The 22,704-nt window shown below is 50.7% G+C and carries 13 protein-coding genes, 1 tRNA gene and 5 pseudogenes; 11 read left to right on the top strand and 8 right to left on the bottom strand.

Annotated features, from left to right (window positions below):
• The first annotated feature begins 319 nt into the window (after nucleotides 1-319).
• Nucleotides 320-3,230 (top strand): annotated as a pseudogene (gene rapA / locus ABDK09_21570) (RNA polymerase-associated protein RapA).
• A 93-nt stretch (nucleotides 3,231-3,323) separates the two neighbouring features.
• On the opposite strand, the gene ABDK09_21565 reads toward rapA, so the two are convergent.
• Nucleotides 3,324-4,598: an Nramp family divalent metal transporter gene (locus tag ABDK09_21565; protein XAW89310.1), complete on the bottom strand. Its 1,275-nt coding sequence runs from the start codon at nucleotides 4,596-4,598 to the stop codon at nucleotides 3,324-3,326.
• Between the two features lie 296 nt (nucleotides 4,599-4,894).
• On the opposite strand from ABDK09_21565, the pseudogene rluA reads away from it, so the two are divergent.
• Nucleotides 4,895-5,633: pseudogene (gene rluA / locus ABDK09_21560) on the top strand (bifunctional tRNA pseudouridine(32) synthase/23S rRNA pseudouridine(746) synthase RluA).
• A gap of 31 nt (nucleotides 5,634-5,664) precedes the next feature.
• A complete protein-coding gene (locus ABDK09_21555; protein XAW89309.1) occupies nucleotides 5,665-6,627 on the top strand; it encodes a D-2-hydroxyacid dehydrogenase in 963 nt (320 codons plus the stop codon).
• Nucleotides 6,628-6,733: 106 nt separating this feature from the next.
• Here ABDK09_21555 and ABDK09_21550 read toward each other — a convergent pair.
• The 3 genes and pseudogenes from ABDK09_21550 to pepA form a co-directional block, all read right to left on the bottom strand.
• Nucleotides 6,734-9,596: pseudogene (locus tag ABDK09_21550) on the bottom strand (valine--tRNA ligase).
• Between the two features lie 92 nt (nucleotides 9,597-9,688).
• Complete coding sequence (locus ABDK09_21545; GenBank protein XAW89308.1) at nucleotides 9,689-10,138, bottom strand: DNA polymerase III subunit chi; 450 nt, start codon at nucleotides 10,136-10,138, stop codon at nucleotides 9,689-9,691.
• A gap of 132 nt (nucleotides 10,139-10,270) precedes the next feature.
• Complete coding sequence (gene pepA / locus ABDK09_21540) at nucleotides 10,271-11,779, bottom strand: leucyl aminopeptidase (GenBank protein ID XAW89307.1); 1,509 nt, start codon at nucleotides 11,777-11,779, stop codon at nucleotides 10,271-10,273.
• A 191-nt stretch (nucleotides 11,780-11,970) separates the two neighbouring features.
• Between pepA and lptF the strand changes: the two genes are divergently transcribed.
• Together lptF and lptG are read left to right on the top strand one after the other, a co-directional pair.
• Nucleotides 11,971-13,077 carry an LPS export ABC transporter permease LptF gene (gene lptF, locus ABDK09_21535; protein XAW89306.1) on the top strand — a complete coding sequence of 369 codons (1,107 nt, stop codon included), beginning with the start codon at nucleotides 11,971-11,973 and terminating at the stop codon, nucleotides 13,075-13,077.
• 3 nt (nucleotides 13,078-13,080) lie between these two features.
• Nucleotides 13,081-14,152, top strand: a pseudogene (gene lptG / locus ABDK09_21530) (LPS export ABC transporter permease LptG).
• Between the two features lie 81 nt (nucleotides 14,153-14,233).
• On the opposite strand, the gene ABDK09_21525 reads toward lptG, so the two are convergent.
• Nucleotides 14,234-14,707, bottom strand: coding sequence for an RDD family protein (locus ABDK09_21525; GenBank protein XAW89305.1), 474 nt, complete (start codon nucleotides 14,705-14,707; stop codon nucleotides 14,234-14,236).
• Between the two features lie 267 nt (nucleotides 14,708-14,974).
• On the opposite strand from ABDK09_21525, the gene ABDK09_21520 reads away from it, so the two are divergent.
• The 3 genes from ABDK09_21520 (at nucleotide 14,975) to ABDK09_21510 (ending at nucleotide 16,579) form a co-directional block, all read left to right on the top strand.
• The gene (locus tag ABDK09_21520; protein XAW89304.1) at nucleotides 14,975-15,781 is read left to right on the top strand and encodes a hypothetical protein; all 807 of its coding nucleotides are present in this window, start codon (nucleotides 14,975-14,977) and stop codon (nucleotides 15,779-15,781) included.
• A 13-nt stretch (nucleotides 15,782-15,794) separates the two neighbouring features.
• Nucleotides 15,795-16,346: a GGDEF domain-containing protein gene (locus ABDK09_21515; protein XAW90797.1), complete on the top strand. Its 552-nt coding sequence runs from the start codon at nucleotides 15,795-15,797 to the stop codon at nucleotides 16,344-16,346.
• A 148-nt stretch (nucleotides 16,347-16,494) separates the two neighbouring features.
• A tRNA-Leu gene (locus tag ABDK09_21510) sits at nucleotides 16,495-16,579 on the top strand.
• A 632-nt stretch (nucleotides 16,580-17,211) separates the two neighbouring features.
• Here ABDK09_21510 and ABDK09_21505 read toward each other — a convergent pair.
• The 3 genes from ABDK09_21505 to ABDK09_21495 all read right to left on the bottom strand — a co-directional run bounded on the left by ABDK09_21505 (nucleotide 17,212) and on the right by ABDK09_21495 (nucleotide 18,956).
• Complete coding sequence (locus ABDK09_21505; GenBank protein ID XAW89303.1) at nucleotides 17,212-17,442, bottom strand: hypothetical protein; 231 nt, start codon at nucleotides 17,440-17,442, stop codon at nucleotides 17,212-17,214.
• A gap of 4 nt (nucleotides 17,443-17,446) precedes the next feature.
• Nucleotides 17,447-17,641, bottom strand: coding sequence for a hypothetical protein (locus ABDK09_21500; protein XAW89302.1), 195 nt, complete (start codon nucleotides 17,639-17,641; stop codon nucleotides 17,447-17,449).
• A 394-nt stretch (nucleotides 17,642-18,035) separates the two neighbouring features.
• Nucleotides 18,036-18,956 carry a homocysteine S-methyltransferase family protein gene (locus tag ABDK09_21495; protein XAW89301.1) on the bottom strand — a complete coding sequence of 307 codons (921 nt, stop codon included), beginning with the start codon at nucleotides 18,954-18,956 and terminating at the stop codon, nucleotides 18,036-18,038.
• Between the two features lie 242 nt (nucleotides 18,957-19,198).
• Between ABDK09_21495 and ABDK09_21490 the strand changes: the two genes are divergently transcribed.
• From ABDK09_21490 to ABDK09_21480, 3 genes and pseudogenes are all read left to right on the top strand, one after another.
• Nucleotides 19,199-20,767 (top strand): sensor domain-containing diguanylate cyclase, encoded by a 1,569-nt coding sequence (locus ABDK09_21490; protein XAW89300.1) that lies wholly within the window; start codon nucleotides 19,199-19,201, stop codon nucleotides 20,765-20,767.
• Between the two features lie 131 nt (nucleotides 20,768-20,898).
• A pseudogene (locus tag ABDK09_21485) lies at nucleotides 20,899-21,304 on the top strand (VOC family protein).
• A 131-nt stretch (nucleotides 21,305-21,435) separates the two neighbouring features.
• Nucleotides 21,436-22,695 carry an HD-GYP domain-containing protein gene (locus tag ABDK09_21480; protein ID XAW89299.1) on the top strand — a complete coding sequence of 420 codons (1,260 nt, stop codon included), beginning with the start codon at nucleotides 21,436-21,438 and terminating at the stop codon, nucleotides 22,693-22,695.
• The last annotated feature ends 9 nt before the right edge of the window (nucleotides 22,696-22,704 follow it).

Genomic DNA, 22,704 nt, shown 5'->3' with positions numbered 1-22,704 from the left:
GACTTTGTGCCAGTTTTTACTGGCTGTCGTGCGCCTTCTCGCTGAGTATAGCAACCCTTCCTGAATAGAAATGCCACTTGTTTCTTACAGTTTGATGTCAGCCGGATCTTGACGAAAAAAAGCCGGGTTTGCGCGTGACCTCTATCACGCCATCAAGTAAGATTAGCGACCTTTTTCTGCACCACTCTTTTTGAACCACCATAATGTTATCCAAACGATTTTAAACTCAGTGTCTGCGCTGGTTTGTGGTCGGATTTCCCTTCTGTGGGTGCAGTGTCAGTAGATATATTCCATTCCAAATTGATGAGGTAGTCGATACATGACTTTTGCTTTGGGGCAACGCTGGATTAGCGATACGGAAAGCGATTTAGGTTTAGGTACAGTGGTGGCTCTCGATGCCCGTACTGTGACTTTGATGTTCGCAGCATCGGAAGAAAACCGTGTTTACGCGCGTAATGATGCCCCGGTCACCCGAGTGACATTTAACGTGGGTGATGTCATCGACTGTCAGGAAGGCTGGTCGCTGAAAGTGGACCAGGTGCTGGAAGAGAACAGTGTGTTCACTTATATCGGTACCCGCGAAGACAGCGACGAGGAGGGTGTCGCGCTGCGTGAGATCTTCCTTAGCAACCAGATTCGCTTTAATAAACCACAGGACAAATTGTTTGCCGGCCAAATCGACCGGATGGACAATTTCGTGCTGCGTTACCGCGCTCTGAATAACCAGTACCAACAACATAAAAGCCCGATGCGTGGCTTGTGTGGCATGCGCGCGGGTCTGATTCCGCATCAGCTCTACATTGCCCATGAAGTGGGCCGTCGTCATGCGCCGCGTGTTCTGCTGGCGGACGAAGTGGGCCTGGGTAAAACCATCGAAGCCGGTATGATCATTCACCAGCAGGTGCTGTCCGGTCGTGCGGAACGTATTCTTATCGTGGTGCCGGAAACCCTGCAGCATCAGTGGCTGGTTGAGATGCTGCGCCGCTTTAACCTGCACTTTTCGGTGTTTGACGAAGAGCGCTGCGTGGAAGCCTTTGCTGAAGCCGATAACCCGTTTGAGACCCAGCAGTTCGTGTTGTGTTCGCTCGATTTTCTGCGCAAAAGCCGCAAGCGTTTTGAACAGGCGCTGGATGCTGAATGGGATCTGCTGGTAGTGGACGAAGCACACCACCTGGAGTGGAGTGTCGATAATCCAAGCCGCGAATATCAGGTGATTGAAGCGCTGTCGGAAAGCACACCGGGTGTCTTGCTGCTGACGGCAACACCGGAACAGCTGGGACGAGAAAGCCACTTTGCCCGTTTGCGTCTGCTCGATTCGGACCGTTTCTACGACTATGAAGCATTCGTGCAGGAAGAAGCGCAGTACGAGCCGGTCGCGGATGCGGTCAGCGCGCTGTTCAGCGGTCATGTGCTGGCGGACGAGGCCAAAAATCAGATCGCCGATCTGCTGTCCGAGCAGGATGTCGAGCCGCTGTTCCGTATTCTGGAGAGTGACAGTGACCAGGCACAACAGGCGGCCGCACGTCAGGAGCTGATTGATAACCTGATGGACCGTCACGGTACCGGCCGCGTGCTGTTCCGTAACACCCGTGCCGCTATTAAAGGTTTCCCGGTACGTAATGTCCATCTGATGCCGATGGAGATCCCGCAGCAGTACACCACTTCGATGCGAGTAGCGGGCATGATTGGCGGCAAGATGAGCCCGGAAGCGCGGGCAATGAAAATGCTTTACCCGGAAGAGATCTTCCAGGAATTTGAAGGCGATGATGCGAGCTGGTGGCAGTTTGACTCACGGGTTAACTGGCTGCTGGAGAAAATCAAAGCCAAGCGCAGCGATAAAATTCTGGTCATCGCATCGCGCGCCAGCACCGCATTGCAACTTGAGCAGGCACTGCGCGAGCGCGAAGGTATCCGTGCCACGGTATTCCATGAAGGCATGTCGATTCTGGAGCGTGATAAAGCCGCGGCTTACTTTGCCCAGGAAGAGGGCGGCGCTCAAGTGCTGATCTGTAGCGAAATCGGCTCGGAAGGACGTAACTTCCAGTTTGCCAGCCAGTTGGTGATGTTTGATTTGCCGTTTAATCCGGACCTGCTTGAGCAGCGTATTGGTCGTCTCGATCGGATTGGTCAGAAACAGGATATTGATATCCACGTACCTTATCTGAAAGGGACCTCGCAGGCGATCCTGGCGCGCTGGTATCACGAAGGTCTCAATGCCTTTGCTGAAACCTGTCCGACCGGCCGTGCGGTGTACGATGAGTTTGCTGAGCGTCTGATTAGCTTGCTGGCGTCCGGTGAGGAGACTGGCCTGGATGAGATCGTGGCTGAATCCGCGCAGATGAACAAAACGCTCAAAGCCCAGCTCGAGCAGGGCCGTGACCGTCTGCTGGAAATGCACTCCAACGGTGGTGAACGGGCGCAGAAAATTGCCGAGCAGATCGCCGCGACCGATGGCGATACTAATCTGGTGACCTTTGCGCTGAGCCTGTTTGATACCGTGGGCCTTAATCAGGAAGATCGCGGTGAAAACGCGCTGGTCGTGACGCCGTCTGAGCACATGATGGTACCAAGCTACCCGGGCCTGCCATACGAAGGGGCGACGATCACGTTTGATCGTGACACGGCGCTGTCGCGTGAAGATATGCACCTGATCAGCTGGGAGCACCCGATGATCCAGGGCGGTATGGATCTGCTGATGAGCGAAGGGGTCGGGGTTTCCGCGGTATCACTGCTGAAAAACAAAGCCCTGCCGGTCGGTACCATTCTGATTGAGCTGGTGTACGTGGTCGATGCCCAGGCGCCGAAACGCAGCGGGATCAGCCGTTTTCTGCCGAAAACACCGATTCGTATGCTGATGGACTCGCGCGGTAATGATTTATCGGCTCAGGTGGATTTTGAATCGTTCAACCGCCAGCTCAGCCCGGTTAACCGCCATCTGGCGAGTAAACTGGTCAGCTCGGTGCAGAATGACATCCACCGTCTGATCAGCGCCAGTGAAACTCCGGTGGTTAAACATGTAGAGGCGATTCGTACTCAGGCCCAGCAGGAGATGCAGCACAGCCTGAACGGCGAAACTGGAACGTCTGCAGGCTCTGAAAGCGGTCAACCCGAACATTCGTGATGAAGAGATTGCAGCTCTGGATCAGCAGATTGCTGCGCTGAACGGCTACATCAGCGAAGCGCAGTATCAGCTCGACTCGCTGCGTCTGATTGTGGTGGCACACAACTAAGGTTTGCTGCCGGCAACGAAAAAGGCTTTCCCGCGGGAAAGCCTTTTTTATCGCTGTTATCTGGTACCAAACCAGCGTATGTGCTGCAGCGGCTTACATCAGCCACTTCCACCATACAAACAGTGCCAGGAAGCCGAACAGGTAAACCAGGCCAATAATTGACAGGGCTTTCAGTTTCGGACCGACTTTGAGTTCGTCCGGCAACTCAGTGCGGGTCACCAGAATGTAGTTGAGCAGGGCAAACACCGGCGTGGTCATAAACGCCATGATCATGGCAAAATTGAGCATCGGCATCAGCGCGGAAGTAAAGAAGCTGACAATCGCCAGTGCTGCCGCAGAGACCAGTACAATCCAGCCTTGCAGTACTTTCGGGCTTTGCTGCTGTTGCTCTTTCAGCAGGCGCTGAGATTCGGCAATCACACGCGAATAGCCATCAATCACGGTAATCGTGCTGCCAAAAATACAGAAGAAGGCAATCACAGCAATCAGGTAACGGGACCATTCACCAATTGTTGAGGCGTACATGCCAACCAGCTGGTGCGAAAAGCCCATACCGGATTTGGACAGCTCAACGCCGGTGCCGTGGATAACCAAAGCCCCCAGCGCCAGGAATACGATGGCCAGCAGGGCAGTACCAATGTAGCCGACGTTGAAGTCAAACAGCGCAGATTGCGCCGTCACTTTTTGCTGACGGCACTGACTCTTAAGCCACACGGAAGTCAGTGAGGAGATTTCGATCGGAGCCGGCATCCAGCCCATGGTCACCACCAGAAAGCCGATCGCAGCCAGCGTCCAGGGAGACGGACCATCGGTGACCGCCGCGGTCACCGGGGCCGGGTTGAACGCGGCGATAGCCACAGCCAGCAGGGTTGCGATGGTCAGCACCGCCATGATGACTTTCGACAAGGTATCCAGAGCACGGTAATGCCCCGCAAACAGAATAATCAGGCAGGTGGCTAGAATGATCGCGCTCAATACCGCCAGCGGTAGCTCAAACGGAACAAAAATACTCAGCAGACTGGCGCTGAACAGCAGCAGGGCTGCGGTATTGACGATGCCGGAGAACACCGCCAGCACGGAAAAAATCCACAGATACGGTTTACCCAGTTTGGCATAGCCTTCGACCAGGCTTTGACCTGTGCCCATGGTGTACTGAACGCCGGCACGAAAAAATGGGTATTTCAACAGGTTAACCAGCAGAATCAGGATAGCCAGTTGCCAACCGTAAATAGCACCGGCTTTGGTCGAGGCGACCAGATGAGAGCCACCCACGGCAGCGGCAGCCATCATGATGCCCGGGCCCAGTGAGCGCATCAGCTGGGATAACGATAGCCGTTGTTGCGATGGATAAGGGACGGCGTTTTCCATTCTTGTTCCTTACAAATTTTGATGTTGTGTTGTGCGAGTAAAAGCGGCACCTGCCTGCGTGGACCGGCGCTCATTTTTTTATCAATATTCACCATCAATATCACAGTTAATATTCGTGTCAATTTTTAGTTACAATTTAGAGCAAACTTTTTTGCAAGCTGTTGTTTGACCTTTGTCGATTGTTGTTTTAAGCGGCATATGTCAACAGCGCAGAGTGGGTTTGCCTGCTGCATCCCGCAGGCAGTTAGGGTTATAATGCGCCGATTTTTTACTGACCTGTTGGAACGAGATAGCACATGGCGATGACTGAGTACCACCCACCGACCGATCCGTGGATTGATGTGGTTTTCGAAGATGATTACATCCTGGCGGTGAACAAGCCTTCCGGTCTGCTTTCCGTCCCGGGTCGGCTGGCCGAGCATCACGACAGTATGTGGAGCCGCCTGCAGGAGCAGTATCCACAGATTCAGGTGGTGCATCGTCTTGATATGTCGACCTCTGGCCTGATGCTGTTCGCCAAAGACAAATACATGGAAGCGGCACTGAAAAAGCAGTTTCAGTATCGTCTGACCCATAAAATTTACTACGCACGGGTGTGGGGCAAGGTGCAACAGGATGAGGGCGAGATTGATCTGCCCCTAATTTGTGACTGGCCTAACCGGCCCAAACAGATGGTTTGTCATGAGACGGGCAAGCCGTCCAAAACCTTGTATCAGGTGGTCAAACGTGAAGAGCAGACCTCGGTGGTGCGCCTGTTTCCGGTTACCGGCCGTTTCCCACCAGTTACGCGTCCATATGATGGCCATCGGCCACCCGATTGTCGGTGACGAATTCTATGCGCCGCAGGAAGCGATCGACTTTACCGATCGTTTAGAGTTGCATGCAGCCGAGTTGAGCTTTTATCATCCTCGTAGTCATTGGCTACGCTCGCTGTTTGTTGCGTGTGATTTCTATCCCGAAGCGCAAGAACAGATATTGCAGCATTTCGATCCTGAGCGAAAATTACCCGATTATAAAACTCTGCCCCGTCCTTAACTGCTGACAGTGGGCAGACCGAGGAGAAGTTATGTCGTTACCCACTGTTGTATTCCTTGACCGCGCAACCATACCGCGCCATATCCACCTGCCGGCGCTGACCTTTTCTCATCGTTGGCAGGAGTTCGATACCACAGCGCCCGAGCAAGTGGTTGAACGCTTGCAGGATGCGGAAATCGTCATTACCAACAAAGTCGTGCTCAGTGCCGAAATCCTGGCTCAATTGCCGAACTTGCGACTGGTCGCGGTATCTGCCACCGGCGTGAATAATGTCGATGTTGATTACTGCCGGGTGCATAATATTGCGGTGTGTAATGTGCAGGGTTATGCAACCCGTTCGGTGCCGGAACATGTGGTGGCGATGATGTTTGCTCTGCGCCGTAATCTGATGGGCTATCACCATGATATCGCCGCCGGTGAATGGCAGCGTAACAAGCAGTTTTGTTTCTTTACCCACTCGATCGGCGATATTGCCGGCAGTACGCTTGGTCTGATTGGTGGCGGTGCGCTCGGGCAGGCAACCGCTGCTCTGGCTCGCGCTTTGGGAATGCAGGTGCTGTTTGCTGAGCATAAAGGTCAGGCTGAATGCCGCGCCGGTTATACCCCGTTTGAACAGGTGCTGCGCGAAGCGGATGTGTTATCGCTGCATTGCCCGCTCACCGAGCAGACACGTAATCTGATTGCTCAGCCTGAGCTTACCTGTATGAAGCCGACCGCAATCCTGATTAATACCGGCCGTGGTGGTTTGGTGGATGAAACCGCGCTGGTGGATGCGCTCAAGCAGCGCACAATTGCTGGTGCCGGGGTCGATGTGTTTACCCAGGAGCCGGCTGATATTAATAATCCGCTGATTGCCAATATGGATTTGCCGAATTTGCTGTTAACACCGCACGTCGCGTGGGGCAGTGATTCTGCCATTCAGCAACTGGCGAACATCTTAATCGACAATATTGAGGCATACGCCGCCGGTAAACAGCAAAACCGGATTGTGTAAGCGTGAGCCGGGCTGGTAAAGCGTTAATCCGGCCGGCAACCTATTCCCGGAAGGGACAGATACAAAAAAGGCAGCGAATTCGCTGCCTTTTCTTCATCCTGATCACTTACAGAGCGGCGATGGTCGCTTTCTGCTCTTCCAGTTTAGTCAGGGTCTCTTTGTAGCCGTCCAGCTTCTCACGCTCTTTGGCAACCACAGCTTCCGGCGCTTTGGCGACGAAACCTTCGTTACCCAGTTTGCCTTCAATGCGTTTGATTTCGCCTTGAGTTTTCGCGATCTCTTTTGCCAGACGATCCAGCTCGGCATCTTTGTCGATCAGGCCCGCCATCGGGATCATCAGCTCAGATTTACCAACCAGTGCGGTTGCACAGGCCGGCGTTTCTTCACCTGATGCCAGGATACGTACGCTTTCCAGTTTCGCCAGCGACATCAGTACTTGCTGGTTCGCCTGCAGACGCTGAGCGTCGGTCTCGTTGGCTGCTTTGAGCATCACTTCGAGTGGTTTACCCGGGTTGATGTCGTATTCTGCACGCAGGTTACGGATGCTGGTGATGAAGGCTTTTACCCATTCGATGTCATCCAGCGCTTCCTGATGGAAGTTGTCAGCATCGTACTGAGGTAGTGCCTGCAGCATAATGGTGTCGCCTTCCACACCTTCAACCAGTGGTTTAACGCTTTGCCAGATAGTCTCAGTGATGTACGGCAGCACCGGATGAGCCAGACGCAGGGTCTTTTCCAGCACAGTGATCAGGGTACGGCGTGTCGCACGTTGCTGTGCTTCGTTACCTTTCCACAGCACCGGCTTGGTCAGCTCCAGGTACCAGTCACAGAACTGGTTCCAGATGAACTCGTACAGGGTGTTCGCTGCCATATCGAGGCGGTAGTTGTCGATATGTTCGTTGAACGCTTTCGCCGCCAGTTCAAACTGAGATTCGATCCATTTGTCGGCCTGTGAATACTCAAGTGCAGCGCCTACAGCAAAGCCACAATCCTGCTCTTCGGTGTTCATCAGTACATAACGGCTCGCGTTCCACAGTTTGTTGCAGAAGTTACGGTAACCTTCCAGACGCTTCATATCCCAGTTGATATCGCGACCGGTCGATGCCATTGCCGCCAGGGTAAAGCGCAGTGCATCGGTACCGTAAGGTTCAATTCCGTTTTCGAACGTTTTACGCGTGTTTTTCTCGATCTTGGCGGCCAGTTGTGGCTGCATCATGTTACCGGTACGTTTGGTGACCAGCGACTCCAGATCGATACCGTCGATCATGTCGATCGGATCCAGTACGTTACCTTTTGACTTCGACATCTTGTCGCCGTTTTCATCACGGATAAGACCGGTGACGTAAACCGTCTTGAATGGGACTTGCGGCTTGCCGTTTTCATCTTTGATGAAGTGCATGGTCATCATGATCATGCGCGCCACCCAGAAGAAGATGATGTCAAAACCGGTCACCAGAAACTTCTGACGGATGGAAGACTTTCAGGGCGTCAGTGTTTTCCGGCCAGCCCAGTGTACCGAAGGTCCACAGCGCAGAAGAGAACCAGGTATCCAGCACGTCTTCGTCCTGGCTCAGAGCAACATCAGCCGGGATGTTGTTGTCAGCACGTACTTCGTCTTCGTTGCGACCAACGTAGACGTTGCCGTTGGCATCGTACCAAGCCGGAATGCGGTGACCCCACCACAGCTGACGAGAGATACACCAGTCCTGAATATCACGCATCCAGGAGAAGTACATGTTTTCGTACTGCTTAGGAACAAACTGAATGTCGCCATTCTCAACCGCTTCAACCGCAGGCTGAGCCAGAATACCGGCACGCACGTACCATTGGTCGGTCAGCATAGGTTCGATTACCACGCCGCCACGGTCACCGTAAGGGACAGTCAGGTCGTGATCTTTAATTTCTTCCAGCAGGCCAAGCTGCTCAAATTCTGCCACGATGGCTTTACGCGCCGCAAAACGTTCCAGGCCTTGGTATTGCGCCGGAATATCGGTGCTGTAAGCGTCGCTCGCTTCACCATTTGAATTGAACACTTCCGCCGCAGCACGCACGTTAGCATCAAAGGTGAAGATGTTGATCATCGGCAGCTGATGACGTTTACCCACTTCATAGTCGTTGAAGTCGTGTGCCGGGGTGATTTTCACACAGCCGGTACCTTTCTCCATGTCAGCGTGTTCATCGCCTACAATCGGAATACGACGGCCAACGATAGGCAGCAGGACATCTTTGCCGATCAGATCTTTGTAGCGTGGATCTTCCGGGTTAACGGCCACACCGGTATCACCCAGCATGGTTTCCGGACGCGTAGTTGCGACAACGATGTAATCTTTACCTTCTGCGGTTTTTGCGCCATCGGCTAACGGGTAGCGGAAATGCCACATGTTGCCTTTAACGTCTTTGTTTTCCACTTCCAGATCAGAAATCGCGGTGTGCAGTTTTGGATCCCAGTTAACCAGGCGCTTACCACGGTAAATCAGGTCGTCTTTGTACAGACGGACAAACACTTCCTGGACCGCTTTGTAGAAGCCGTCATCCATAGTGAAACGTTCACGGTCCCAGTCAACCGATGCACCCAGGCGGCGCAGCTGTTTAGTGATGGTGCCGCCGGATTCGTTTTTCCATTCCCAGATTTTGTCGATGAAGGCATCACGACCGTAATCGTGTTTAGTTTTGTTCTCTTCTGCCGCGATCTTACGCTCAACAACCATCTGAGTCGCGATACCTGCGTGGTCAGTACCGACTTGCCACAGGGTGTTCTTACCCTTCATGCGCTGGCAACGAATCAGGGTATCCATAATGGTGTCTTGGAATGCGTGACCCATATGAAGGCTACCAGTGACGTTCGGCGGCGGAATCATGATGCTGTAGGCGTCTTTTGATGTGTCACCGTGAGGCTTGAAGTAGCCTTTTTCTTCCCAAGTCTGATACAGATCTTGTTCGATTGATGTTGGGTTATATGTCTTTTCCATAGCGCTCTTAAATGGATACTTTGATGGTTAATACTGGCAATCTTTATAAGTGAGGTCTCTCAACAAGAGAGCTTAACTATAACGATGAACCATTATGGATATTGGATCTCGATGGTTTGCAGCTGATAGCCCGCCTGGCGGTACAACTTATAACGTTCACGAGCCCGTTGTTTCGCATTTTCTTCGTTGGGGACGAAGTCTACCACCTCTGCGAAGGCCTTCGCAAAGGTTGTATGATTATCGGCCAAATTTATTGCCAGTTGCCGGTTCCAGGTGGGTTTGACCCCGCAGTGACCGATTTCGATCGCCGTGCCGTAGCGCGGACCTTCTCCAACCAGATTATGGGCAATAAAGTCCGTCGCGTCGACCTGCCAGAAGCGCTCAGCCATCTGCTCGGCATGGGTTTTATCATTGCATTGCAGATACACTTTGGCACCCTGACGGGCAAAATGCTGACTGAGGAACAGCGCATAGTCAGCCAGACCGGATTCCGTCGCCTGCGGGGAATCGGGTTTGACGATATAAAACGTTGCGGTTGCCATACTTGTGCCTCATTCGGTTCACGACCAACATTCGCCGTTATTAAACATAATTAGCGGTAAACATAGTTAGCGATAAACCTGGATTCGCCATAAACAAAAAAGGGCCTGACGGCCCTTTTATTTTCGGGAGTATTACTCCTCGCTATCCTGGCCACTGCGATTCAGCAGGAATTGGACCAGCATAGAGACCGGACGACCGGTTGAACCTTTCGCTGCGCCAGAGCGCCACGCGGTACCCGCGATATCAAGGTGTGCCCAGTTGTACTTCTTGGTGAACTTCGACAGGAAGCAACCGGCGGTGATAGCGCCACCCGGACGGCCACCGATGTTCTGCATATCCGCAAACGGGCTTTTCAGCTGTTCGTGGAATTCATCCGCCATCGGCAGACGCCATGCGCGGTCGCTGGCCTGCTCAGAAGCATTCACCAGTTCATGTGCCAGCGGGTTATGGTTGGCCATCACGCCACTGATGTGGTGACCCAGCGCAATCACACAGGCACCGGTCAGCGTTGCCACATCGACCACACAATCCGGTTCGAAGCGCTCAACGTAGGTCAGGGCATCACACAGGACCAGGCGGCCTTCTGCGTCAGTGTTGAGCACTTCAACGGTCTGACCTGACATGGTCGTCAGGATGTCACCCGGACGGTAAGCGTTGCTGCCAGGCATGTTTTCACAGCCAGCCAGAATGCCTGTCACGTTAAGTGGCAGGTTCAGTTTGGCAATCGCTTTCATGGTGCCAAATACTGAAGCGGCACCACACATGTCGTACTTCATCTCATCCATAGCTTCGCCTGGTTTGAGTGAAATACCGCCTGAATCGAAAGTCAGACCTTTACCAACCAGAACAATCGGCTTGGCATTCGGATCCGGGTTACCCTTGTACTCGATGACTGACATCATGGATTCGTTTTTGGAACCACGGCCAACTGCCAGGTAAGAGGTCATGCCCAGTTTTTCCATCTCTTCTTCACCAATGATCTTGGTGCTGATGGTTTCGTAGTCGTCAGCCAGACGACGAGCCTGGGAAGCCAGGTACGCCGGGTTAGCGACGTTGGGTGGCATATTGCCGAGATCTTTACAGGCTTTCACACCGGAAGCGATAGCCAGACCGTGCGTGATAGCACGCTCGCCCAGGCTCAGTTCACGGCGGGTAGGGACGTTGAACACCAGTTTACGCAGCGGACGACGAGTCTCCGGCTTCACGGTTTTGAACTGGTCGAAAGTGTACAGGCCATCTTTGGTTGCTTCGACTGCCTGACGAACTTTCCAGTAAGTATCGCGACCCTTAACATGCAGTTCAGTCAGGAAGCAGACCGCTTCCATTGAGCCGGTTTCGTTAAGTGTGCTGATGGTTTTCTGAATGATTTCTTTGTACTGACGTTCGCCCAGTTCGCGCTCTTTACCGCAGCCAACCAGCAATACGCGCTCAGACAGAACACCTGGTACCTGATGCAGCAGTAGCATCTGCCCCGGTTTACCTTCCAGATCACCGCGACGCAGCAGTGAACTGATATAGCCGTCGCTGATTTTATCTAGCTGTTCTGCGACTGGAGAAAGGCGGCGTGGTTCGAAGACACCGACAACGATACATGCGCTACGTTGTTTTTCAGGGCTACCACTTTTAACACTGAACTCCATGCGTACTCCTACATCCTAAAGACAAATAGAACTAAATGTTAGATAATGCGTTCTTACTTGTTGAATCCTCACTTGGATCTACCCTTTGGTTAAGCGCTCTAACACATAGTGAAATTTTAAAAAATAAAAGGTTCAACGGGAAATTATAGTGATTCAATCAAAAAAACAAGTTTTGCATAGGTTATTTCAGCGTGATTATTGTTAGATATTTGATCCGCGAGACACTAAAAAGCCAATTAGCGATCTTTTTCGTGCTGTTTTTAGTGTTTCTGAGCCAAAAATTTATTCGCGTTTTAGCCGATGCGTCTGATGGTGAAATCCCGGCTCGTTTGATTTTATCCATTGTTGGTCTGAACATGCCGGCAATGGGGTTGTTAATGCTGCCACTGAGCCTGTACATCGGGATTTTGCTCACCTTCGGTCGCCTGTACGCGGAAAGTGAAATTACAGTGATGAATGCCACCGGGATCGGTAATAAGTTCCTGGTGCGCGCCGCGTTGTATCTTGGCATTATCACTTCGTGTGTCGCCGGCTTTAACGCGCTGTGGCTGTCACCCTGGAGTCAGGATAAAGTCGAATCGCTGATGGAGCAGCTGGCGGCGGAAAACAGTGTTGATCTGTTGCAAACCGGTCAGTTCCAGCGTTCGCCGGATGGTTCGTCGGTGGTGTTTATCGATAATATCGACAACAAAACCCTGAACAACGTGTTCGTGGCGCAACTGACGCCGCGTGAATCGATCCTGCCGAGTGTGATGTTCTCCGATTCCGGTGATGTGAAAGAACTGAGTGACGGACGCCAGATCATCACCATGTATAACGGCACCCGTTATGAAGGTGTACCGACCCGCGTTGATTACATGATCTCCAAGTTTGATGAATATGAAGGCTTGATTGGTCAGCGTGAGGTGGAAGAAAAAGGCCGCGACTGGGAAGCCATTCCGACTCTTGAACTCATGCATAACTCCGATCGCCGCGCGCAGGCGGAGTTGCAATGGCGTATTTCACTGGTGGTCTGTATTCCGCTGTTGACCATGCTGGTGGTGCCGCTGTCTGCGGTCAATCCGCGTCAGGGACGGTTTGCCAAAATGGGCCCGGCAATCCTGATTTACCTGACTTACTTTCTGGCCATCAGTGCGACTAAGTCAGCACTGGAAGATGGTTCCATCCCGGCGCTGGTGGGGATGTGGCCGATAAATGCAGCGCTGCTGCTGACCGCTATTATTGCCAATACCATGGATAGCGTGCCAGTGAGAAAATTCAAAGATAAGTTAAGACAAAAGAAGAAAAAGGTAGCCTAAGTCGTGTTTAAGATTCTTGACTGGTACATTGGCCGCACCATTATTGCCACCACCATGCTGGTACTGGCCACCTTTGTCGGGTTGTCCGGTATCATCAAATATGTTGAACAGCTGCGCAAAGTGGGAGACGGTACCTACGATCTGCTGCAGGCCCTGCTGTTTGTGGTGCTGAGCATTCCGCGTGATATTGAAATGTTTTTCCCGATGGCTGCATTGCTGGGTGCACTGATTGGTCTTGGTGCCCTGGCCGCAAGTTCAGAGTTAGTGGTCATGCAGGCGGCGGGTTTTTCGAAAATTGATATTGGTTTGTCGGTGCTGAAAACCGCGGTGCCGCTGATGATTATGGTCACTCTGCTTGGTGAGTGGGGCGCGCCGCAGGCACAGAAAGCGGCGCGTGATTTGCGCGCATTCGCAACCTCAGGCGGCCAGATTTTATCGGTGCGTACCGGGGTATGGGCGCGCGATGTCAATGATTTTATCTTCATCGCGAAAATAGACGATAACCGTCTGCACGGCCTCAATATGTGGCGTTTCGATGACAATAAACATCTGACCAACGTGGTTTTTGCCAAACAGGCCGATTATCTCGGCGACAATCTATGGATGATGAAAGGCGTTGAGGTAACTGACATGAAAGATGACGTCGTCATCACGAAACAGTCACTGCCGGAATATCGCTGGCAGACCTCTCTGGCCCCGGACAAGCTGGCGGTGGTCACCGTCAAGCCGGAAGAGCTGGCACTGAGTGGTTTGTATGATTATGTCCATTATCTCAAAGAGTCGGAACAGGATGCCACCCGTTATGAACTGGCGTTTCTGGCGTAAGATTACTCAGCCGTTTTCGATTGCGGTAATGATGCTGATGGCCCTGTCGTTTATCTTTGGTCCGCTGCGCAGTGTTACTATGGGCGCCCGGATCTTGTCCGGAGTCATCGCAGGTTTCACCTTCTATATCTCCAGTGAGTTTTTTGGTCCGCTCAGTCTGGTGTATGGCATTCCGCCGGTGTTTGGCGCTGTCGCGCCGAGTCTGGTGTTCCTCAGTATTGCTATCGTGCTACTGCGACGCAAACTGTAACCGGCGCTATGAACAGAAAAGGAAAGCAGAAGCTTTCCTTTTTTATTCCTTAACTTTTTATTCTTTAACCGGGGGACTGCGCTATTTTACTTTAGGCAGCACCACCACACAGGTCTTGGCCCACATGTCCTGAAAAGCACGTTTCTTCGGGTCAAAAGGTACGGTCAGGTTTCCCAGTCCGAAGACCGATGTTGCCAGGCGGATCAGTGCCTGTGTCGCTGAAATGCGCGTACCGTCCGGATTACAGACTACCAGTTTCCAGGCCCGCATTCCGAGGGTTTGGCCGCCGCGGGTCCAGAAGAACACGAAAAAGTAGATCCAGGCGCAGGCCAGATACAGGGTATAAACCGGGCTCCAGAGCGGGTGGTGGCTAAGCAGGTCACCCGCGTCCTGATAAGGGGCATAACTGAGTATCCCGGCGGCGACACACGCTTCCAGTACAGCAACGACAACGCCACCGGCAATCATCAGGATCGCCATTACCACCAGTGTATCGTAAATCAGTGCTCCGACACGGCGTAGCAGCCCGGCAGGAGGCAGAGTGGACTCGTTCATAACAACCTTTGTATCTAATCAACCGGTCGTCAGGATATAGCCTGGTTGGTCAGGTGAAAAGAGAGCTGCCGCACAGCTTAGGGATTCGCCGCAATTTGTTACCCTGAGGAAGCAGAGCGATCGAATCGGTTCACAAAAGCGTACCCAAACTTGCCTGTGCTGAGTCTGCAGGTAAAATTCGGCCATTATGGCAGAGCTGGGCTCGGTGCAGCCGGCGGTATTGGTGACGACTCTTGGTCTGGTTTCATTTTCTGGTTAGGAAAATTCATGGCGCTTTTTAATTGGTATCACGCTTCAATCAAACACAAAATCGGCGGGCTGTTCGTTTTACTGCTGACGTTTTTGCTGTTTGCGATTGTCTATTCAGGTTACAAAATTAAGCAGATAGACCATGAGATGCGTGAGCTCGCCTATCTGGATATCCCTCTCAGCCAGATTATGCGCCAGATAGAGTTTATTGAACTGGAACAACACCAGCAGTTTGAGCGCTCACTGTTAGCGGGGAAGTCATATGATGAGCTCAAACGCCATCAGCAGCTGGCATTTCAAAAGCACAAAATGAAGAGCCTGCTCGATAAAGCGGTACAGTTGATTGAGCAGAGTCTGAGTCAGCACAAAGTAATCCTGATGCCTGCCAAGCATCAGCAGGTATTGCACGAGATCAGTCGCTATGCGCAGCAGAGCGCTGCGTTTGAACAACACCTGGAAATGGTGGCTGGACGAGATGTTATTTCTGCTGCGGAGCAGAATAGGATGGAAACCCTGGCCGATGAACTGGAAGCAGCCGGTACAAGCATTATTGGCCATCTCGAGGACGTCACTCGTCAGGATGCTTATTACACAGAGCGGCACGAGAAAGATTTCCTGCTGGTCAGTATACTGCTTGGTGTTGGCGCGCTGGGATTAGGATTATTTCTGACCGTTTATATTGTGCAGATCATTCTGCATCGTATCCGCCGGATTCAGGGTGAAATTCATACCATGACCTCGACGCTTGATCAGGGCAACGGAGCATCAGAGCTTGATGTGGCCCCTATCCAGACCCGCGACGAGCTGGCGGAAACTGGAATATGAAATCAATATTGTGATGTCACGTCTCAGCGTTGAGATGACCAGCCGTGCAAGGGTAGAAAAGCAGTTACTGGCGCTCGCGACCCAGGACAAACTGACCGGTGCATTCAATCGCCATAAATGGGAAGAGCAGATTCAACTACAGCTGGATCTGGCCGCGCGTGGTGGTTATGACTTTGGTCTGGTATTGCTGGATGTGGATTATTTTAAACGGGTCAATGATCGTTATGGTCACCAGGTGGGGGACCAGCTACTACAACTGTTAGTTGCTCAGCTCAAGCAGCGTATTCGCTCTACGGATATGCTGTTTCGCCTCGGCGGTGAGGAGTTCGCGATTGTATTACCGATGCAAAATGGCGACAGCAGCTATCAACTGGCACAAGATCTGAGACAGCTGGTGGAGGATTTGCGCGAGAAGGGTTTACCCGGGTTTACCATCAGCGCCGGTGTCACCAGTTATAGAGCGCAGGACAGTGAAGCCTCTTTGTTCAAGCGGGCGGATATGGCGTTGTATCAGGCCAAAGCACAGGGGCGTAATCAGGTTATCTTATTGGCGCATAACGAGTAATAACGAGAGAGTGAGCCTGAATTAGGAGAGTCAGGGGGGGGGGGGGGGCGAAATATTCAGCAAACAATTTAGTTTTCAATATATTGTTATTGCACCCTCTTCGTTCTTACGTATAATGACCATCCATTGCAGGGGATTCCCCTAAGATGCCGGTGTGGTGAAATTGGTAGACACGACGGATTCAAAATCCGTTTCCTTCGGGAGTGGCGGTTCAAGTCCGCCCATCGGTACCATGATTAGAAAGGTCGCTTATTGAAGCGGCCTTTCGTCGTTTTGGGAGCAGTGAAATACAGGGCGGGAAAACGGCGTTTTCCGGAGTGTCGGCTTGAGCGCAAGCCCGGTCAGCCCGCCCATCGGTACCATGATTAGAAAGGTCGCTTATTAAAGCGGCCTTTCGTCGTTTTGGGAGCAGTGAAATACAGGGACGGGAAAACAGCGTTTTCCGGAGTGTCGGCTTGAGCGCAAGCCCGGTCAGTCCGCCCATCGGTACCATGATTAGAAAGGTCGCTTATTAAAGCGGCCTTTCGTCGTTTGGGAGCAGTGAAAAACAGGGACGGGAAAACGGCGTTTTCCGGAGTGTCGGCTTGAGCGCAAGTCCGGTCAGCCCGTCGGTACCATGATTAGAAAGGTCGCTTGTTGAAGCGGCCTTTCGTCGTTTTGGGGGCAGTGAAATACAGGGACGGGAAAATGGCGTTTTCCGGAGTGTCGGCTTGAGCGCAAGCCCGGTCAGCCCGCCCATCGGTACCATGATTAGAAAGGTCGCTTGTTGAAGCGGCCTTTTGTCGTTTTGGGTTAGTGAAAAACAGGGACGGGAAAACATAAGGGGACAACACGGTCCCCTTTGTCACTATGATTTGCTTGCAGATTATTTGGCCGTAATCACACTCATAACCAGCTTGCCGTCTTCGCGTACCGGGCCATCTTCTTTGGCACCTAACGTGTACTCAAAAATACCGGTTTTCATGCCGCCGGCTTCGCCGTGTAACATTAACATCAGCATCTCACCAGATTTGACTGGTTCAGTTAGGATCGCAGTAACATCACTGTTGTTGCCTTTTTTAACCGGCGAGTAACCAACCACCGGGCCGGGTTTCATTTCTTTATCGGTTTCGGTGCACGACCATCCAGCCATTGTCACCGGCCATAATCATGTTGGCAGACACTGTTCCACCGGAAACATCTTGATCAGTCGCTTTGACGCCAAGGTGATGTCCGGCCCACGCCATAGAAGAGGCAGTGGTCAGTGCAGTTAAAAGACAAAAGGTTTTTGCTGAAGCTGTAAAACGGTTTTTCATAATATTTTCCTGTTGCAGCGTAATCTTAAACACGATTTGTCAGCGCTACTTCTGCCAACTTTCTCTCATACGTAGCAAAATCGATTGCAGTTCAACCATGGACGTAAAAAGGGGGATCTATTTATGTGTCCTGATAGCTAAGTCTGACCATTATTCTGACTGATAATGTAATATATTATTGATAAACATGGCTTTTTTGGTAGATAACCGCATGGTGTGATGTTGAATTGGAATGGGGTTGGGGTGTGTACCGAAATCGTGATGAACTGACCCTGATATTCAGTCTGGCTCATTTGGCTTAGTGAGCTCACAGGTCGTCGAGCAATATGTTCGGTGATAGAAATAAACCCCGAAAATTTCGGGGTTTATTATTTGTGCAGCTCACGGCCTGAGATTATTGAGCAGCAATCAAGGGTTTTTGGCTATCTCGCCATTGAGCCAGTACTTGGATATGTTCCGGCCTGATACCGCAACATCCTCCGAAAAGAGTGGCTCCGAGCTGATACCAATGTTGCGCCAATACTAAGTAACTTTGTGGTGAGAGTTCCAAGATTGGTGTACTCGTGTTTTGTGCTGTAAGGGCAGAGTCTGTGGTGGCGGAAAAATTGATGTATCCGCCCAGTTCGATATCTGCATGCTTGATGTGTTCCGCGGCATGAGTAATCGCTTGGGAAATGACGCCGGTTGTTTCACTCTCAAACAGAATACCCTGGCCACCGTGCTGGACGATAAAATCAATGGCATCAATAGCGGACTCTCCGGAGCGCAGCTTAAGTTCGGGGGTTATTTCCTTGCTCAGCGATAAAATGTAGTAACAGGGTTGCTGAGCTTGTTTCAGAACCGATTGCACTAATTTGAGTTCAGTTATACTGGATATCTCTTCTGCGAACCACAGATCAACGTAGCGGTTTTGAGCTGTAAACAGAGCGTGATAGATACTCTGTGCAGACTCAGGATCAAACAAGTCTGGGTTGTCATTGCCATAAGGTGGAGATAACGCACCCGCAGCCAGAACTTTATTCTGGTGCTTCACTTTTTCGTGCTGTACGACGGACTGAGCGATAATAGCTGCCTCGCGTGCCAGTAATTCACCTTTCGTCTGATAGCACTCTTGACCGAGATAAAAGGGTACGCAAGCGGAGCTGTTTGCAATGATGACTTGTGCTCCGGCATCAATAAAATTTTGATGAGCTTGGCGCACATAGCCTGGTGTTTCCAACAGCGCTTGTGCACTCCACATCGTTTGTGAAAACGGGGCACCGATTCGTTCTAATTCTCTGCCCATACCACCGTCTATGATGGTTAATTTTTTCATCTTAAGCGCCTGAAGTACGTGGGATGATGGCGGTTATTGAACCATATTGTGATTTTTATCAAATTGAATTCTGTTCAATATTACTATGAATTAAATTCACGCTTTAATCTCGACTCAGTGTCATTTTTTAGACGTGAACAATATTAATACTCTGATTTATTGCATGTAATGGTAAGTAAATTGTCGCTATGATTGTGCACGGAAAAGTAGCGGAAGAAAACCAATAGGCAACGGTTAATGGAATGATAGAAGTGTCCGGAGATAAACTAAATTTAAGAAGACTCATTTTACTGTTGTGCATATTCACTGCATTTATCACCCTAATCAATGCATTCTACTCCATGTATCGGGTGCAGCGAGAGTTAATCGTCGACAATACTTTGGCTTCTAATCAGGTGTATGCCGAGAAGATGGCCGAAATGACAGATGCATTTTTGACTTCGGCACTCAATCAGCTCGCGTTTAGTGCAGCGGTGCTGAGTGATAAAATCGCGGATCCTGAATTGTTGTTGGCTGAGACTGAGCGGCTAAAAAAGCAGACTGACTCATTTAATTCTGTGGTCGTGGTCGATGCCGATGGTGTGATTCAGGCGATCGCGCCGCAAACGCTGCCAGTGACTGGCATGACGCTGACCGGCGTCAACTCGCTCCAGTCTCTCACGGCAAAAAAGCCGCTGATTACTGATCCTTTCGTCTCCCCGGCGGGCAACTATATTACCAGTATCTCTTATCCGATCTTTTCAACTTCCGGCCAGTATCAGGGATTTGTCAGCGGCACGATTTATCTGGAACAGAAAAATATGCTGGCCACGCTACTGGGTAAACACAGTTACCGTGACGGTTCATATCTGTATGTGGTTGATCATAATCGTACTCTGATTTATCACCCGGACCATCGACGCATCGGCCAGGTGATCACAAAAAATGCGGCGATAAACGCAGTCACACGTGGTGAAACCGGCCACATCGATACGTTCAATTTTCTCGGTACTGAAATGCTGGCCGGTTATGCTCCGGTTAAACAATCCGGTTGGGGTATTGTGGCGCAGAAACCACGTGCAGAGGCATTGATGGTGCTTGATGAACAGTTGCTTAAAGTGGTGTGGCAATCGATCCCGATAGGTATCGTCACGCTGATTATTATCTGGATATCGGCGATTTTTATCTCAAAACCACTTTGGCAATTGGCCAGCGCGGTCAAGAAACTAGAAAGTGACAGTTTAGTCATGGATGAGATGAAACTCGTCAAACCCTGGTATTTTGAGGCCGCTCACCTCAAACAGAGTTTTCTACGTGCATTCGGGGTTGTGTCTAACACGATCGATCGACTGCAGTCCGACAGCTTAACTGATGCTATGACCGGATTGTTGAACCGACGTGGGTTAGAACAAAGTATTGAGAGTTTTACTGTCCGCCAGATACCATTTTCTGTGCTTGCACTGGATTTGGATTATTTCAAGAAGGTCAATGATACCTATGGGCATGATGCGGGTGATGAGCTGCTACGCGAAGTATCGAGTTTGATGAAACAGCAGGCACGAGAGCAAGATATTGTGTGTCGTGCAGGCGGAGAAGAATTTATCCTGTTTCTCAGTAATACCAATATCGCCCGGGCTTATGAGGTGGCGGAACGTATCCGGGCCTCAGTGGCCAATCATAGTTTCACTATGGTGCCGTCTATTACTATTTCAATTGGTGTGGCGCATTGGGCCGCTGATGATGAAACCATTGAATCAGTGATGAAAAAGGCGGATATGGCGCTGTATCAGGCCAAGCATAATGGTCGTAACCGTACTGAGATGAGTGATTGATAGCTAAAGATGTAGCAGACAAGCAGGCAGAACTTTGGCGCTGCTTGAGTCCCTATCTGTAAAGTGACATTCCAGTATTAAGATTTGGTGAGAGGGATCGACTATGCTTTTTATAAAAGCAGGAGGTGACTATGTTTATCCTCACACCGTATATATTTTTTTCCGGTCGCTGTGAACAGGCGCTCGACTTCTATTGCCAGTGTTTTGACGGCCATGTATTAACTAAACGCTATTTTCATGAAGCGCCGCAGTTGATTAAAGGCGTTGATCCGAACTGGATCATGCATGCTGAACTGGTTACGCAGCATATGAAGTTAATGCTGTCTGATGGCATTGCCACTCAGGAGCTCAAAGATAATCAGATTGCACTGTCTGTAGTCATGGATGACATTGATCGTCAACTCGTATTATTCGAGCAGTTAGCGGAACAGGGTAAAGTGATGATGCCATTAGAAGACACGTTTCTGGGGCACCCGGTGCGGAAAAGTTGAGGATCAGTTCGGTGTTCGCTGGATCATTAATTGCGAAGTTTGTTGAAGATCTCGCTTCATGAACTGACTCTGAGGATTGTATTGATGATCTTATTATTGAGTTCTTCTAATATATGAACACCTAACATTAAGGCCCCTGATAAGCAGGATCCTGCACACCATGGACAGAGTGATAGAGTGGCGAGTATCAAAATTACGGTAGATAGGCTGCAACCTGGTTTACATATCCGTTTGCCGGTCAAATGGAATGAGCATCCTTTTCTGTTTAACAGCTTTAAGATTTCGACTCAGGAACAAATCCGTCTGATTCGGCATCTGGGTATTCAGCACGTTTTTTTGAATCCGGCTCAAAGTGATACCTCACCTTTACCTCCACAGACCCAAGGGCAGCCAGAAGCTGAAGAGGGCAGTGATCCTGCTATTGACGATGAAGCTGACAAGCTATGGCAGGAAAAGCAGAAACGAATCGAAAAACTGAATGCTTATCGGCGCCGGGTTTTGCATTGTGAGAAAGAATTTGAACGCTCACTGGCGCGGATGCGTGCGGTTATGAATAAAATTCGTAATCGTCCGCAGGATGCGGTCGATGAGGCTAAGCAGCTGGTCGATGATGTCGTCGACAAGCTACTCAGTGAGGACAGCGTTACCCTGCATCTGATGAACAGCAAAAGTGAATTTGAAGACATCTATTTCCATTCACTTAATGTTTCAGTGATTGCCATGATGATAGGTAAGAACAAAGGATTTCCTGCTGATAAATTGAAAGAGCTCGCTTTCGCCTGTCTGTTTCATGATATTGGTAAAATTCGCGTGCCGAGTGCCATTGTCAGAAAGCCGACTCCGCTCAGTGAACCGGAAAAAAACTACCTCAAACTGCATACCAAGTATGGCCAGGAGCTAGCTGCTAATATAGAGGACTTTCCGGCCAGTGCGATGCGAGTGATAGAGCAGCATCATGAATTGAATGATGGCTCTGGCTATCCGCAGGGTTATAAAGAAGAAGAAATTGATGAATTGGCGCAGGTAGTCGCAGTCGCCAATGCGTTTGATAACCTTTGCCACCCCAATGTAGTGGCTGAGCAAAAAATCCCTTATATCGCGTTATCTCACCTTTATAAGAATTGCCGCCATCTGTATAACCATGAAAACCTCAATATCATGGTCAAATTCATGGGGGTGTTTCCGCCCGGAACAGTGGTTCAGCTTTCTAATGACATGGTGGGTTTGGTCATCTCGGTGAATGCTAAGCATCTGCTGTTTCCTAACGTCCTCATCTATGACCCTTCAGTACCACGTACTCAGGCTCCGATTATCGACCTAGCAAATAAAGACATAAAAATAGTCAGTGCGATATTACCGAATAAGTTACCGGACAAAATTCGGGATTACCTCAATCCTCGTTCACGGATTTCCTACTTTTTTGATAGTGATGATTAGTTATCCACA

It is taken from the genome of Vibrio sp. CDRSL-10 TSBA (assembly GCA_039696685.1).
GTDB lineage: Bacteria > Pseudomonadota > Gammaproteobacteria > Enterobacterales > Vibrionaceae > Vibrio.
This window is presented reverse-complemented; position numbering and strand designations above follow the sequence as displayed.

What these genes read in the sequence shown, in the direction of transcription:
- ABDK09_21565 (XAW89310.1), bottom strand. Translation starts at nt 4,598, where the DNA reads ATGGAAAACGCCGTCCCTTATCCATCGCAACAACGGCTATCGTTATCC.
- ABDK09_21555 (XAW89309.1), top strand. Translation starts at nt 5,665, where the DNA reads ATGTCGTTACCCACTGTTGTATTCCTTGACCGCGCAACCATACCGCGC.
- ABDK09_21545 (XAW89308.1), bottom strand. Translation starts at nt 10,138, where the DNA reads ATGGCAACCGCAACGTTTTATATCGTCAAACCCGATTCCCCGCAGGCG.
- pepA (XAW89307.1), bottom strand. Translation starts at nt 11,779, where the DNA reads ATGGAGTTCAGTGTTAAAAGTGGTAGCCCTGAAAAACAACGTAGCGCA.
- ABDK09_21525 (XAW89305.1), bottom strand. Translation starts at nt 14,707, where the DNA reads ATGAACGAGTCCACTCTGCCTCCTGCCGGGCTGCTACGCCGTGTCGGA.
- ABDK09_21520 (XAW89304.1), top strand. Translation starts at nt 14,975, where the DNA reads ATGGCGCTTTTTAATTGGTATCACGCTTCAATCAAACACAAAATCGGC.
- ABDK09_21515 (XAW90797.1), top strand. Translation starts at nt 15,795, where the DNA reads ATGTCACGTCTCAGCGTTGAGATGACCAGCCGTGCAAGGGTAGAAAAG.
- ABDK09_21505 (XAW89303.1), bottom strand. Translation starts at nt 17,442, where the DNA reads ATGAAACCCGGCCCGGTGGTTGGTTACTCGCCGGTTAAAAAAGGCAAC.
- ABDK09_21500 (XAW89302.1), bottom strand. Translation starts at nt 17,641, where the DNA reads ATGAAAAACCGTTTTACAGCTTCAGCAAAAACCTTTTGTCTTTTAACT.
- ABDK09_21495 (XAW89301.1), bottom strand. Translation starts at nt 18,956, where the DNA reads ATGAAAAAATTAACCATCATAGACGGTGGTATGGGCAGAGAATTAGAA.
- ABDK09_21490 (XAW89300.1), top strand. Translation starts at nt 19,199, where the DNA reads ATGATAGAAGTGTCCGGAGATAAACTAAATTTAAGAAGACTCATTTTA.